Annotated in this window: 15 protein-coding genes; 5 read left to right on the top strand and 10 right to left on the bottom strand. The window is 30.3% G+C overall.

Annotated elements, in window-relative coordinates; all coding sequences use genetic code 11:
- Nucleotide 1 precedes the first annotated feature (1 nt).
- Complete coding sequence (thrC, locus tag HMPREF2737_RS01940) at nucleotides 2-1063, bottom strand: threonine synthase (RefSeq protein ID WP_037551330.1); 1062 nt, start codon at nucleotides 1061-1063, stop codon at nucleotides 2-4.
- 5 nt (nucleotides 1064-1068) lie between these two features.
- Nucleotides 1069-2346: a homoserine dehydrogenase gene (locus HMPREF2737_RS01935; protein WP_037551328.1), complete on the bottom strand. Its 1278-nt coding sequence runs from the start codon at nucleotides 2344-2346 to the stop codon at nucleotides 1069-1071.
- Between the two features lie 197 nt (nucleotides 2347-2543).
- Here HMPREF2737_RS01935 and HMPREF2737_RS01930 point away from each other — a divergent pair, with 197 nt between their 5' ends.
- Nucleotides 2544-3926, top strand: coding sequence for an aspartate kinase (locus tag HMPREF2737_RS01930; protein WP_037551326.1), 1383 nt, complete (start codon nucleotides 2544-2546; stop codon nucleotides 3924-3926).
- Nucleotides 3927-3991: 65 nt separating this feature from the next.
- Here the strand turns inward: HMPREF2737_RS01930 and HMPREF2737_RS01925 are convergent, their stop codons facing one another.
- Complete coding sequence (locus HMPREF2737_RS01925) at nucleotides 3992-4573, bottom strand: hypothetical protein (protein WP_037551323.1); 582 nt, start codon at nucleotides 4571-4573, stop codon at nucleotides 3992-3994.
- 286 nt (nucleotides 4574-4859) lie between these two features.
- Here HMPREF2737_RS01925 and HMPREF2737_RS01920 point away from each other — a divergent pair, with 286 nt between their 5' ends.
- The gene (locus tag HMPREF2737_RS01920) at nucleotides 4860-5717 is read left to right on the top strand and encodes a hypothetical protein (RefSeq protein ID WP_037551322.1); all 858 of its coding nucleotides are present in this window, start codon (nucleotides 4860-4862) and stop codon (nucleotides 5715-5717) included.
- 61 nt (nucleotides 5718-5778) lie between these two features.
- Here HMPREF2737_RS01920 and HMPREF2737_RS01915 read toward each other — a convergent pair whose 3' ends face one another.
- On the bottom strand, nucleotides 5779-6315 hold the full coding sequence (locus tag HMPREF2737_RS01915) for a thermonuclease NucI (RefSeq protein ID WP_037551319.1): 537 nt from the start codon (nucleotides 6313-6315) through the stop codon (nucleotides 5779-5781).
- 167 nt (nucleotides 6316-6482) lie between these two features.
- On the opposite strand from HMPREF2737_RS01915, the gene HMPREF2737_RS01910 reads away from it, so the two are divergent.
- Together HMPREF2737_RS01910 and HMPREF2737_RS01905 are read left to right on the top strand one after the other, a co-directional pair.
- Nucleotides 6483-6674, top strand: a complete 192-nt coding sequence (locus tag HMPREF2737_RS01910) for a hypothetical protein (RefSeq protein WP_037551316.1) — start codon at nucleotides 6483-6485, stop codon at nucleotides 6672-6674.
- 237 nt (nucleotides 6675-6911) lie between these two features.
- Entirely contained in the window at nucleotides 6912-7091 is a 180-nt protein-coding gene (locus HMPREF2737_RS01905) for a hypothetical protein (protein ID WP_011275875.1), read from the top strand.
- A gap of 152 nt (nucleotides 7092-7243) precedes the next feature.
- On the opposite strand, the gene HMPREF2737_RS01900 is transcribed toward HMPREF2737_RS01905, so the two are convergent.
- From HMPREF2737_RS01900 to HMPREF2737_RS01875, 6 genes are all read right to left on the bottom strand, one after another.
- Nucleotides 7244-7846 carry a response regulator transcription factor gene (locus HMPREF2737_RS01900; RefSeq protein WP_037551313.1) on the bottom strand — a complete coding sequence of 201 codons (603 nt, stop codon included), beginning with the start codon at nucleotides 7844-7846 and terminating at the stop codon, nucleotides 7244-7246.
- A complete protein-coding gene (locus tag HMPREF2737_RS01895) occupies nucleotides 7843-8940 on the bottom strand; it encodes a sensor histidine kinase (protein WP_037551311.1) in 1098 nt (365 codons plus the stop codon). Before HMPREF2737_RS01895 ends, HMPREF2737_RS01900 begins: the two co-directional genes overlap by 4 nt.
- Nucleotides 8941-9678, bottom strand: a complete 738-nt coding sequence (locus HMPREF2737_RS01890) for an ABC transporter permease (RefSeq protein WP_037551309.1) — start codon at nucleotides 9676-9678, stop codon at nucleotides 8941-8943. It lies immediately after the preceding gene.
- Nucleotides 9679-9681: 3 nt separating this feature from the next.
- The gene (locus HMPREF2737_RS01885) at nucleotides 9682-10548 is read right to left on the bottom strand and encodes an ABC transporter ATP-binding protein (RefSeq protein ID WP_037551307.1); all 867 of its coding nucleotides are present in this window, start codon (nucleotides 10546-10548) and stop codon (nucleotides 9682-9684) included.
- 189 nt (nucleotides 10549-10737) lie between these two features.
- Nucleotides 10738-12219, bottom strand: coding sequence for a cardiolipin synthase (cls, locus tag HMPREF2737_RS01880; RefSeq protein ID WP_037551305.1), 1482 nt, complete (start codon nucleotides 12217-12219; stop codon nucleotides 10738-10740).
- A 38-nt stretch (nucleotides 12220-12257) separates the two neighbouring features.
- The gene (locus HMPREF2737_RS01875; protein WP_011275881.1) at nucleotides 12258-12452 is read right to left on the bottom strand and encodes a hypothetical protein; all 195 of its coding nucleotides are present in this window, start codon (nucleotides 12450-12452) and stop codon (nucleotides 12258-12260) included.
- 212 nt (nucleotides 12453-12664) lie between these two features.
- Here HMPREF2737_RS01875 and HMPREF2737_RS01870 point away from each other — a divergent pair, with 212 nt between their 5' ends.
- The gene (locus HMPREF2737_RS01870; RefSeq protein WP_037551302.1) at nucleotides 12665-13690 is read left to right on the top strand and encodes a threonine aldolase family protein; all 1026 of its coding nucleotides are present in this window, start codon (nucleotides 12665-12667) and stop codon (nucleotides 13688-13690) included.
- Nucleotides 13691-14137: the final 447 nt, after the last annotated feature.

Genomic DNA, 14137 nt, shown 5'->3' with positions numbered 1-14137 from the left:
TTTACAAAGCTCCTTTAATGTAATCAATAATACTTGATTTATCGTTAGGAAGCGGTTGAATAGGGTTATCTAATATTGAAATAGCAGTATCAGGATCTTTTAATCCATTACCAGTTAAAATAGCTACTATTTTTTTGCCTTTAGGTAATTGTCCTACTCGATGTAATTTAATCAGACCTGCAATTGTGGCGTTACTAGCTGGTTCGCTAAATACCCCTTCTTTAGAAGTCATTAATTGATAAGCTTCTAAAATTTCTTCATCAGTAACGCTATCAATCAATCCATTAGATTCGTCTAACGCATTCGTAGCTTTAGTCCAACTAGCTGGATTACCAATTCGAATAGCTGTAGCAATTGTTTCAGGATTTTTAATCACTTTATTTTGAACAATTGGTGACGCACCTTCTGCTTGGAAGCCAAATAATCGAGGTAATTGACTACCCTTTTTCTCATGGTATTCTTTAAAACCTTGCCAATAAGCAGTAATATTGCCTGCGTTTCCAACTGGAATTGCGAGTACGTCTGGAGCTTGTTCCAATTGTTCAACAATTTCAAATGCACCCGTTTTTTGTCCTTCAATACGATATGGATTCACTGAATTAACTAACTCAATTTCTTCATCATTTTTAGCAATTTCCTTAACAATCTCTAAAGCCTCATCAAAGTTTCCTTCAATAGAAACAATTTCAGCACCATACATAACAGCTTGCGATAATTTACCGAGTGCAATCTTACCCTCTGGAATAACTACTATTGATTTTAATCCAGCTCGTGCAGCATATGCAGCTGCTGAAGCTGATGTATTACCAGTAGATGCACAGATAACTACTTTTTTTCCTTGTTCTTTTGCTTTAGTAACAGCCATGACCATTCCTCTATCTTTAAAAGAACCTGTAGGATTTGCACCTTCATATTTTACATATAAATCAATATCCAACATCTTAGACAAGTTCTCACAATGAATTAATGGAGTATGTCCTTCATTTAATGTTAACTTTGGTGTGTCGCTGTTAACTGGTAAATATTCTTTAAACTCTTCAACTAAACCTTGCCATCTTTTCATAAACATTAAACCCCTTCAACTGGATAAATTTTCTCGATATTAAAATCAGCTTTACTTAAAACGTCCTCTGGTGACTGATCTAAACCTATAATAACTACACCATACGTTTGTTCATCACGTTGTTCAACCTGTAGTGATTTATGGAAAGGTAACGTTTCTTTCAATAATGATTCAAATTTTTCTTTTGATAAGTCACTATTAAGAACAACATAATAGTTTAACTTCTCTTGAATAGCTATGACATCTTCCGTATCCATAATTTCGCGAGTTGCATCGGTTTTCAATTCAAAATGAGGTGGTAATGTATGCGTATTTGATTCAAAGAATAATGCCACATTTAGTAAATCACTTACAACAGCACTTCCAGTAGCTAAGCTACCTGCACCTTTCCCATAGAACATTGTATCGCCCACTGCATCGCCTACGACATAGATTGCATTATATTCATCTTCAACTGTAGCTAGTTGATGGGATTTATGTATTAATGTTGGTTCGACTGATGCGTTTACTTTACTATTTTGATAAGTTCCCTTACCAATCAATTTAATTTTATAACCTAATTTGTCCGCGACATTGATATCAGATAAAGTTGTCTGACTTATACCACGAACTTTAACATCATTTAATTTAATGACTTGGTTAAATGATAAATAAGAAGTGATAACAACTTTACGTGCTGCATCAATACCTTCTACGTCATCAGTCGGATCTGCCTCAGCAAAACCTAGCCTTTGCGCTTCATCAAGAGCATCTTCAAACGTTGTTTGTTCACGTGTCATTTTAGATAAGATGAAGTTAGATGTACCATTTAGTATTCCCATAAATTTAGAAATGTTATTAGCATTTAATCCATTATTAATAGCATTTACTATAGGGATACCACCGGCAACACTCGCTTCGAATTTCAACGCAAGTCCCTTTTCCTCAGCTAAATCTTCTAGTAGCTTCAAATGTACGGCTAATAAATCTTTGTTTGCAGTAATTACATGTTTACCGCTTTTCAAAGCATCTCTTAACCAATCGACAGTAGGTTCAATGCCACCCATTACTTCAATGACGATATCGATAGAATCATCATTTAAAATTTCATTAACATCTTCAGTTAAATGATATCGACTAATATTTATAGGTCTTTTCTTAGATTTATCACGCACTAAAATATGCTTTATAACAATATCTTTGTTTAATGTATCTATAATTTGTTGTCGATTTTCTTCAATTATTTTAACTACACCTGATCCCACTGTTCCTAAACCAAGCAAAGCAATATTTAATTCTTTCATATTTTATCTTCCCCCATTTGTATAACTGAGAAATACAATTGTTTTATTGAAATATACTTTATTTTAGTATACTATTAAACCATATTAAATTGATAGGACTTTTTAGCATAAAATGTAAATACTTAGCTTTATATTATCATGTGGTATCAGAAAATTAAATAGAATTTTCTGATTTTTTAGAAAGGTTGATTAGGTATATGAAAGTGGCAAAATTCGGCGGTAGTTCAGTTTCAAATGCAACACAAATCAAAAAAGTCCTAGATATCGTTAATAGCGATTCAGATCGTAAAATTATTATTGTTTCTGCACCAGGCAAAAGACACAAAGATGATGTTAAAACGACCGATCTTCTAGTTCGATTATATGAAAAAGTAATGAATAATCTTAATTATCAAGATAAAAAGAAAGAAATTATTCAACGTTATGCAGATATTTTACATGAACTTGATATAGATGATTCATTATTAAAAGTAATTGATGACACTTTAGAAGAGATTATTTCAACTTTAAAAGATAAGCCTTTAAGATTATACGATGCAATTCTTTCTTGTGGTGAAAATTTTAATGCGCAATTAATTGCAACTTATAATGATTCACAAGGTTTTAAAACGACATACCTTTCTCCAAAAGATGCAGGTATTCTAGTTACAGATTTACCGCAACAAGCTCAAATCTTGGAAGAAGCTTATGAGAAGATTAGTAAATTAAAAGATATTGAAGGTAAAATTATTATCCCAGGATTCTTTGGCGTTTCTAAAAATGATTATGTCGTTACGTTCCCAAGAGGTGGTTCTGACATTACAGGTGCAATTATCGCTAGAGGAATTAGAGCGTCTTTATATGAAAACTTCACTGATGTATCAGGTATTTATAAGGCAAACCCTAATATAATTAACAATCCGGATCTTATTGAAGAAATTACGTATCGTGAAATGCGAGAACTTTCATATGCTGGGTTTAGCGTCTTCCATGATGAAGCATTGCAGCCACTCTATAAACACAGAATTCCAGTGGTTATTAAAAATACAAATCGCCCTCAAGATAAAGGTACATTTATACGCCATGATAGAGATGTAAGTGATAAAAATGTCATTATAGGTATAAGCTGTGATAAAGGATTTAGTGTTATTAATATTAAAAAATATCTAATGAATAGACAGGTCGGCTTCACACGTAAAATTCTTGAAATATTAGAAGATTACAATATTTCTTTCGACCATATGCCTTCAGGTATTGATAGTATTAGTATCATCCTTCGAACACATCAATTAAAAGATAAAGAAAAAGATGTACTTAACGCTATACGTAAACGTTGCGATGTTGATGAATTAAGTATTGAACACGACTTAGCGATTTTAATGATTGTTGGTGAAGGAATGAATAAAGCAATCGGTACTGCTAACACTATTACACATGCGTTAGCAGAGTCTAAAATCAATTTAAAAATGATTAACCAAGGCTCGTCTGAAATATCAATGATGTTCGGTATTTCAATTGAAGATGCAGACAAGGCTGTTTTATCTACATATGAATATTGTTATCATGGCATTTGTTTGAATAATCTAAATAAGCAAGCATAGTTAAAAAGCATCTGATATTTAAGTAGTCATGTTTTGTACATTCCACTTAAATATTAGATGCTTCTTTATAATTTGTTATGAGCTAATGCCTCATTGATTCGTTGCTCCCCTACGACAACTTTTAATATAACAAATTGATAATAACTTAATGAGTCTAAAACCTTTTTATAATTAGGTAATTGATGGTAATTTTGATTATCCAATAAGTCGTACATTAGCACGATTTCTGGTTTAATATAATCTACTCCCCATGTCAGTGAATGAAAATAAATACTATTCTTAGGAATTCTAATATTACTATCTAACCTAAATATCCACTCTTCATTTACGACATCATAAATAAAGATATTTATTAATAATTTCTCGTTAAAAGTAATATCTATGTGTGCAATTTCGGGTACACTTAATTGATCTCGATTCATTAAATTATTATTTTTATCATAATAATTTAAATGATACGTGGACGGAATTACTTTTAATACTTCAACTAGTTGTTTACGTTCTACGCATATGTCGACTCTAGAAGGTAGAATAAAATTATCACTTAAAAATAGCTGCATTGCGACTTCCCCATGAAATTTGAATGAAGTACGACATTCATTTTTTAATATTTTAACTAGCTCTTCTACATGTTGTTGATGTTCCATATTACTACCTCCAAAGGAAACGCTTTCATACATTAATTATACATATCCTTATTTCTGATTTCAATTTACTAATTGTGAAGTATTGCTAAATTTGATGTTAAACAAAATAATAAAATTGCTAATATTAGGTAATATTTATTATTTTAGTAATTTAACTTAATTTACATTTTGTTGAACTACGCAATTATAATAGATATAATTTATATGTTATTTCATATTGCTCACGTTATTACTTTCAAATATATTGAGTGATATAAAATTAAAATTCGAACATAGGTGATGAATTATGACATTAACAATTATCTTAATTGTTATCATCGTTATACTTATTTTGGCGTTCATCTTAAATCAACGTTACATGCAAGATAGAGTTGATACAGAAGTGTACGCAAGAAATCAGATGGTAACTAAGAATGCGACGCTTAGCAATGAAAATTTAGAACTTAAAAATCAAATGCTTAGTTCTAATAATGATGTAAGTTCACATGCAAAGCGCAACGCGAAACACGTTTTAACTAGCATTCTTGAAAAGTATAAAGACGAAGGCAAGTTAAAGTATTACGATATTATAACGACAAGTAATTTAGCTACAAAACATCCTTTCTTTGAATACGCTAGAACATTCGATTACATTGTCGTTTCAGATGTTGGCTTAATCAATATTGACGTCAAAAACTGGAAACAAAAAACGTTTTACCATTTTGATGCACCAGTAGACGACGATATGCAAATTGACACAAATGATGTAAATCAGATTGTCGGTCATTATGTAAGTAAACAATATCACAGTCAGTTTGATTCACCACGCAGTGAAATTTATACTTTCGTCGAAAAAATTCAAAATAATCGTGTGATTTATGAGTTTTATGATCATGATCCATATGAACAAGCAGCGATTAATTCAAAAGTTTTAAAAGACGGAATTGAAAATCATTTTAATCATAAAGTACAAAGCATCGGAGTCGTTTACTTTAGCGATGGTAGCGTAAATATCATTGAGGGTTCAGAGGAAAGAGCTCAATATGTAGACACCGTTTCAACTAAATCATCACTTGAAGCGGTAATCAAAAATGCGATTGATTTATCTAAACATCCACTTTATGAAGACCAAGTTACCAAAATCGTAAACAGCTTTAATAATTAATGCACATAATAAGCGATTGACAGTGAATCTAGATACAGATACACGTGTCAATCGCTTATTTTTAACTCCATAAATTCACTTTATCTTTTTTAGCTTGTTGTTCATCTTTTTCAAAAAGATGACGATATTTGCCATTCGGTGAGAAGTACTTTTCACGTGCTAATCCATTTTTTACTAATTCTTCGTTGTACATAGTGTTCTCATCTAGCCACACATATGCAAGTGTCCGACCATATCTATCTTCTTTTTCCTTGTCATATTCTAAATATACATCTTTCCCATTTAAGTGTTGTTTACTATAATTAGATGCTTCTTTACCATATGGTTGAACTGGTGTGTTAGGTTTAACTGTTTCTGGTGTATCTATACCTATAAGTCTAACTTTAATTTCTTTTCCTTCACTATTTGTAGCAACAAAGGTATCACCATCTACTACTCGGTCTACATGTACTTTTTCTTTACCCTTAATGTTAGTACTGTTTGATGATTGAGAACCATTATTTTTAAAAGGTCCTGTATGATTCATAAATTGAAAGGCTAAAACGCCTACCACTAAAACAGCTAAAACGATGATACTTAATGATTTTTTCGAGTTCAAAGATGTCACCTACGCTTTTTATTTCAATAATAAATATCATATATAAATTAAAATTAATCGTCAATGACAACTTGTTTTAGTTAGACGATGTTAGTATCCACTGTACTCGAAAAAAGTGAAATTATTAATCTTATCATGCTATAATAAATGCGTTAGGAGTGACATCAATGTCTGAGAAAAATGAAAATTTAGTGACAGTTATAGCCGTAATTATAGCCATAATTGTCGGTGTAATACTACAAATTGTCTATAAGTTACCTATTATTGTCTCTGTCGTAGTAGCTTTATTATTAGGAGTCTTAGTAGGATTTATTGTTTATATCATTCAATCTATAATTCGCAAGAGAAAGAACAAGTAGCTCTATTAGAAAATCTTAATAGAAATTTTACAAGCAAAGTAAATTGGGAGCGAGAAAGAATTCAAATTGAATTCTTTCTCGCTTCCACATTTTTTATATTTAAGATTAATTTCTAGATATTGTGGTATGTATAAGAAATACCTTAAATGTATAAAATTAATTTAAAAAAATTGATTAATTTATCACAATTTTAATTATCAAAAAGCCTTACCATCAAACAATTAGCGAGGTGGTTTTATGGAAATTCTAGACGTAATTATAGATAATCACGGTCTAATTTATAAAGTACAAACACAAAATGGCCATGTATTCGAACATACTTTGGCGAAAGATACACCTCCAGATAAGGTTGCTCAAGTGTTACGGTTATTAGCCACTCATGTTGACAATCTAGAAACTCAAAAAAGAGATAATTAATATGTTTGTAAAGATACTTCTTAATCTTTAAATAATTAGGTTAAAAGTAAGCAAAAGGTCAGAACTTAAAGTATTAACGTTCTTGGAATCCATGCTCCCAAGAGCAAACTGATGTTCTGACCTTTATACATGACTATATGCATAATTAAATTCTATATCCATCCTTTATCATTCGCTTTTCTCCAAGCATCAAAGCGGTTCTCCGCTTCAAGTTTATCAATTATATTAGACGTGTAATTTCTTACCGTACCGTTTGAAAGATAGAGTTTATCAGCGATTTCTTTATTACTTAATCCTTCTCCTATTTCACGTAACACGACTTGTTCTTTATGCGTTAATGGATTAGCCTCTTTAAACAAAGATGTCATTAAAGTCGTACTATATTCTTTTTCGCCATTTAAAACTTTATGGATGGTTGCAACTAAATCATCAACCGATCGTTCTTTTAACACATAGGCATCAACATCGTTTGCAACAGCTCTTTCAAAATAACCAGGCCTTTTAAAAGTCGTGACAATAATCACTTTTGTATTAATTTTATTTTCTCTTAATTGCGATAGTACTTCTAAGCCCGTAATTCCTGGTATCTCAATATCTAAAATAGCAATGTCAGGCTGTTGACTATTAATAGATTGTAATGCGTCAATACCATTATCAAAATCATCTATCACTTTTAAATCGTCGTGAAATTCAATTAATTGTATCATTGCTTTACGCAACATATTTTGATCTTCTGCAATTACTATTGAAATCATTGTATACCTTCTCTCGGAATCATAATATCGATAGTCGTACCCTGTTTAGAAGTGATATTAACTGTGCCACTCAATAACGCTACCCTATCGTTAATACTCTTTAATTTTACTTCGCTAGGTTGTTTCAGACCTATACCGTTGTCACTAATGATTAATTTAATCCCATTATCGTAACTTTCTATTTTCCCATTAATTTCAGAGGCTTCCGCGTGCTTAATTACATTGTTAACCGCTTCTCTAAGTATCATTGATAATATCGTCTGTTTAGTTGGGTTGAGGGAACTCGCACCTCTTATATTTTCAAAGTTAAAGTGAATATTTGCATCCTTTAAGATTTGTTCTATAGATTGAATTTCTTCTTCAAAAGTTTGAACTTTCAAATTTTCAATAATATGTCTTACTTTATCTAATGTATCTTTCGAAATTTCGTTTATATTTAATATTTCTTTCTTAGCTGCTTGCGGATCTTTATCGATTAGTTTTGCAGCTAATTCTGATTTGACACTCAAACTTGCAAATACATGTCCTAACGTGTCATGTAAGTCTTGACCTATTCGATTACGTTCTTGTTCCGCAATCAAAATATTAATATATTTATTTTTTTCTTCAATTTGTTGACGATATTGTCTCTCTTTCATTAGTTTAAAATTACCAAATAATATTGCCAAAATAACAATATAATAAATAATAATACTCACGACATAAAAGTGATTCGTTTGTATAATCGTTATGATGATACATGTAATCATTGAACTTATTAATAACATAAACTCTTTTGATTTTACTCCCTTTTTAAATAAAAATGGTATAGCAAATGCACTAAAGAAGAAAAATAAACTCAATGCTGGATTGTATGCATATACAAAATAAATAATCGCTAAAAAATGAATACCAAATAAGATTAAATTAATACGATGACTTAATGTTTCATGAAAAAGAATTAAACTAGCATAAGCAAATGTAAAAATGATTACAATAAGTAAATTAAATAAAAAGCTATCATCTTGCCATGTTAAATACAAACCATAGTAAGGAAATATTAAGTAAATTAAAGATGAAATCTCTCCCATTTTAGCGCCTAAACTACGCTTCATTTATTCCACCTCTTTTCTCTTATTAATTAATAATGCAATAATTAAGAAAATAATGCTATAAATACCTAATATAACGAACGATTGGATATTAAAACCATTACCTTTACCTAGTTCAAGCGCTAAATGACGTAAATGATACGTTGGTGTTAGTTTAGCAATTGTTTGCATCCAATCAGGAAATGTACTAACAGGGAACCACAATCCACCAATAATGGCTAATACAATATTAAACAGATTAGCTACGCTACTTGCTTTCTGTGTCTCATTAAATTGTGTAATGATTAAACCTAATGTCAAAAACATGCTAGCACCTAACCATAAAGAAACACCAGATAAAATCCATTCACTTGCACTTAGATCTACCCCTCTATAGAAGTGTGCTACGCTGAATAAAAGCAATATTGAAGCTAAAAATAAAGTCATTGTTTTAATAATTTTAGCTAAATAATAATTTAATACTGTGATTGGTGTAGAAATTAATCTTTTATACCAACCACTGTTTCTTTCCTCGATTATTTCTAATGGAAATTGCATCAGACAAAATCCCATTAAACTGAATACCGTCATACTATACATATACTCTTTGTAAAATACTTTTTTCGCATCTGCTGGCATATCAATTAATGATGTAAACAATAAATAGAATGCCAAAGGAAAAATAAAAGCCATAAATGATGATAATTTGCGTCGAAATAATAATTTGTATTCAATATCAAGTAACGTTATGATATTCGTCATAGTCTATTGCACCACTCTTTCTTCTTTTGAAAACATGAGTTCCAATAAAGATTTTTTATAAATTGTGACTTGATTTAAATCTACATTTATTTTAATTAGATTTGTAATAATTTCTTCAACATTTTCTGTTTGAATTTTTAGATTACTATTCGTAATTTCTATATCATATGTTTCTGAAAGTATTTGATATTGTTCTTCCGTAAAGGTCATTATTTCAATAATTGAATTATTTTGGCTAAACAAGATATTATGTGGTGTATCATTAATTTTGATACTTCCTTGTTCTAAATAGACAACTTTATCAGCCATTCTTTCGACTTCTTCAATATAATGAGAGGTGTAAAGTATAGTTATACCATCTTCTTTAAGTTGCTCAATTAGATTCCAAAAGTGTTCTCTTGTTTCAATATCCATTGACGTTGTTGGTTCATCTAATATTAAAAATTGAGGTTTGCCTATTAAAGTTAGAACAAAGTCTAATAATCTCTTTTGACCTCCTGATAATTTATTAGCATATTGTTCCAATTGAAGATTAGAAAATTGAGTTAATTTTTGAAACTCATTAGATGTCATAGGATTGGTATATAATTGTTGATATAAATGATATAGTTCTTTTACTTTAATGAGCTTAGGTAAATTCGTAGTTTGAAATAATATGCCCATATTATTTGAGGATATTAAATTAAGTTTATCTTCGACTGTTCCACTATTCGCATGCTTATGACCAATAAGTATATCTATTAAAGTGGACTTTCCTGCACCATTTTTTCCGATTAATGCAGTACACTTTCCTTCCTCGATATCTAATGAGATATTATTCAAAACTGTCTTTTTACCAAACGATTTCTTTAATTGATTTATATATATCATAACGACCTCATGTCCTTTTAATTTATATATCTACTTTATCTTTTTATCGAAATTAAAATTAGTTCAAATTGTCACGATTTTAATATGACATTTGTCATATTAACTACGACGAGGTAGCAAAAAAGAGATTAAGCAACTTTAAATTGCTTAATCTCATAATTTTTAACTATTATAAATAGATTCTTAATGCTATAAAATTGGTGATACTAATTTTGCAATATCTTCTTTAACTTTAATTGAAAGCGAACGTTTCTTGTATTCCTCTAAAGTTAATAGTTTTGATTTTTTAATATCTTCTTCGTATGCTGCTCTGATCTTTTTAGCGATTTCTTTATCATAAATAAAAGCATTTACCTCAAAGTTTAAAGCGAAATTACGATAATCCATATTAGCTGAACCGACACTACAAATTTCGTCATCAATCATCATGACTTTTGAATGAATAAAGCCATTTTGATACGTATAAATTTTCGCACCACTACTTAATAATTCAGCAGCATTTGAAAATGTCGCCCAATATACAAACGGATGATCTGGTTTACATGGAATCATCAAGTGTAAATCAACGCCAGCATTCGCTGCCATTTTAAGTGCATTGATATACGATTGATCTGGAATAAAGTAAGGGCTTTGCATATATATTGATTTTTTTGCACTCATAATCATTTTAGTATATCCATATTCAATCTGATGTAAATCAAATGCTGGACCACTTGAAGCAATTTGAATCGCTGATTTCCCTTTATTCTGTCTTTTTTTAGGGAAGTATTTATCATCATATTCAAATTGTGGGCGGTGCGCTTGTGAATTCCAATCTAATATAAAACGTATTTGTAATGCGTCTATAACGTCACCTTCAACACGTATATGCGTATCTCTCCAATATCCTAGTTTACCAAGTCCTAAATAATCATCGCCAATATTAAACCCTCCAATGTAACCTACTTGACCATCAATCACTATAATTTTTCTATGATTACGGTTATTCATTCTAAAATTGATAAGTGGAAACTTAGATGCAAAAAACGCTTCAACTTCACCACCTAATGATTCAAAGTGATGAAATTTAGACATTCTTACTTTTTTAGAGCCTACATCATCATATAATATTTTAACTTCTAGCCCTTCTTTGAGTTTCGTTTCTAATGCATCTAGAATACGATGACCTAAGCCATCAAGTTCAAATGTATAATACTCTAAATGTATGTAGTTCTTAGCGTTATAAATGTCTTCAATGACTTTCTCATATAGCTTATGACCATCTGTAAATAAGTCAATGTGATTATTTTCGGTTAAAAATGCATCTTGTTTGTTTAATAACATTCTAATTAAATCTCTGTGTTTTGTTACTTGTTGATTATCAGTTTGATAATTATGTGCATCAAATTGTTTAACTTGATCCTTTAAAACACTTTTAAATGTATCTAATTCCTTACCATTATTTTTCTCCATTTTTCTTTTTGAAACAGTTCTGCCAAAAAATAAATAAAGAATAAACCCGATTAATGGTAAAACAAACAATACAAAGAGCCACGCCCATGTAGAAGACGCACTTCTTCTATTTCTTTCTAAAAAGATGATAATAAAAGCTAGTACTAGATTTATCACAAAGCCTAGTGCTAATAAAATCGTAAAAACAGTTCCCAAATCTGGGCCGAACATGAATTTCATAAAATAATACTCCTATTTAATTTTATAATTTAAATTATTTACTTAGCATTTAAGATTAAAATGGCATTTAGCACTTCTTCATTATTTGGAAATTTACGTTCTTCTATTTTGTCTATTGAAATATTTAGAACTTCAAATTGACTTCCTTCATCACTTTCAAGATACATATTAATTTCTTTTTCTAACTCATCCAGTGTTTTTTCTTGAATCTTTTTAAATTTGATTTTACTCATTCTACAACACTCCAATTCAACTTATTTGTTTAAATCATAGTCTTTTTACATTTAAATCGCAAATTAATTCATACTAGAACTTACATTTCATTAAAACGCTTACAATTATATATTCAAAATATTAAATTCACATAAGAGATAAATTATTGTATAATAAAATCATTCTATTAAATTTTCAGAATAATTAAATTATTTAGATTGTGGGGTATTATATGATTTCTTTTGAAAATGACTACCTTGAAGGTGCACATGAAAACGTATTACAACGATTATTTGATACCAATTTAATCCAAGCCTCTGGCTATGGTGATGATCAATTTTCAAAGCAAGCAGCTGAAGAAATTAAATCAGCCATCAAGTGTCCAGAAGCGACTGTACGATTCTTAGTTGGTGGTACGCAAACAAATCAAGTTGTTATTAATTCGATACTAGAGCCATATGAAGGTGTGATTTCAGCTGACACTGGTCACGTAGCTGTACATGAGGGCGGTGCTATTGAATTTAGTGGTCATAAAGTTTTAACTGTCCCATCTCACGAAGGTAAAATTAGACCAAAAGAAGTTAATGCATATCTAGATACGTTTTACAATGATTTTAAGCGTGAACATATGGTCTTTCCAGGAATGGTTTATATTTCACACCCTACAGAATACGGTACTTTATATAGTAAAAAAGAATTGAAGAATCTTGCTGACGTGTGTAAAGAACATAATGTACCCTTATTTATGGATGGTGCGCGTTTGGGCTATGGTTTAATGAGCGATCAAAGTGATTTAACATTTGAAGATATTGCTAAATATTGCGACATCTTTTATATAGGTGGTACTAAAATAGGTGCGCTATGTGGTGAAGCCATCGTTTTCACTAAAAATAATGAGCCAAAACACTTTACCACTCGAATCAAACAACATGGTGCCTTACTTGCTAAAGGTCGTTTAGTAGGTGTACAATTTCTGGAATTATTCACTAATAATTTATATTTAGATATTAGCCGTCATGCCATTAATATGGCTAATAAAATGAAAAAAGGATTTCTTGAAAAAGGCTATCAACTTTACTTTGATTCACCTACTAATCAACAATTTTTTGTACTTAGTGAAGAAAAGATTAAAGAATTGAAACAAAAAGTAAAGTTCGCGATTTGGGAGAAATATGATGATAATCATCGTGTAGTTAGATTTGCGACAAGTTGGGCTACGACCGAAGAAAATGTGGATAAGTTATTAGGGTTAATTTAACATCTGAAAAACAGGACTTCCTAAAAGGAAATCCTGTTTTTAATGAAATTTATAATAAATACCAGCTATAATTACAATTAATTCAAAGAAGGCTATGATTATTTCTTTTTTAGATGGTTCTCGTTTTTCTATAGTGACTTTAATATTAAATTCCACTTTTAATCTCCTCTTAAAAGTTTAAGCAATCATGTTAATCACATTCGCTACCTCGTTAATATTGAATTTTAAGTTGCATAATTTAATATTACACTTTTTTATATTGGTCACCTAAAGTTCTGAGTGCTGACCTTTATCATACATCTATTCTATTAATAACTTTTTAATAAGCATCAAGCACTTATGGATAAAAATAAATTACTCTAGATCCAATCCGGCGAGTTATTTCGACAATTTCAGGTTCACAGACTATTTTATTTTGGCTCTACGTCAAATCGGACTGATGAGTCC

It is taken from the genome of Staphylococcus sp. HMSC069D12, from assembly GCF_001810405.1.
Classification (GTDB): Bacteria; Bacillota; Bacilli; order Staphylococcales; family Staphylococcaceae; genus Staphylococcus; species Staphylococcus haemolyticus.
The sequence above is the reverse complement of the archived record's forward strand: the minus strand, read 5'-3'. Positions and strand labels throughout refer to the sequence as shown.